Raw genomic sequence first — 575 nt, 5'->3', positions numbered from 1 at the left:
GACCATCGATATTCTCATCAGAGTTAGCACCTACAGCCAGTTCAGCCAGAATAGCTTGGTCAGCAGCGATAGCCAGAGATTCACCAATCTGTTTGGAATATTCAGAAGCCACGTCATAGTGGTTCATTGCATCATCCAAATCAAAGATGAGAACGTCAGCAGTCAGCAGACCGTCGATGTTAATCACTTTCTCAGTGTGTTTGATTTCACTACGGTTGGTATCCAGAGAAGCGCCAGCATCCAGATACTTAGCAGTTGCACGACCCATTACAGGGAACTGAGCAGACTTACCATTGGAAATGGTGCGAGTAATGAATTTGTCAATAGCCAGAGAGCTACGGCTGAATGCAGCCAGAACTTCACCAGCGAAGACTTTCAGGAACAGACCAAGACGGTCAGCAGTAGTAGTAGAACCTTTGCCCTGGTTTGAACCTGGGTTTTGCATATTTGGAGCGAGAGCCATTGAAGACCTCCTAAAAATTATTATAAGTTATTATCGTTCTCGCAGATGATTACCACGGAGAGTAAGCAACCTTACGTTGAACATCCATAGTATAGGCTTGGTCTCGACCATA

Annotated in this window: 1 protein-coding gene; it reads right to left on the bottom strand. The window is 45.0% G+C overall.

The annotated features are described in order from the left end of the window. A partial coding sequence (locus tag HL054_RS22175; RefSeq protein ID WP_369141296.1) for a hypothetical protein occupies positions 1-463 on the bottom strand: 463 nt, incomplete at its 3' end. Positions 464-575: the final 112 nt, after the last annotated feature.

Source organism: Modestobacter versicolor, assembly GCF_041028285.1.
In the GTDB taxonomy this organism is placed as follows: domain Bacteria; phylum Actinomycetota; class Actinomycetes; order Mycobacteriales; family Geodermatophilaceae; genus Modestobacter; species Modestobacter versicolor_A.
Note: the sequence above shows the minus strand (reverse complement) of the source record. Positions and strands in the feature narration are given on the sequence as shown.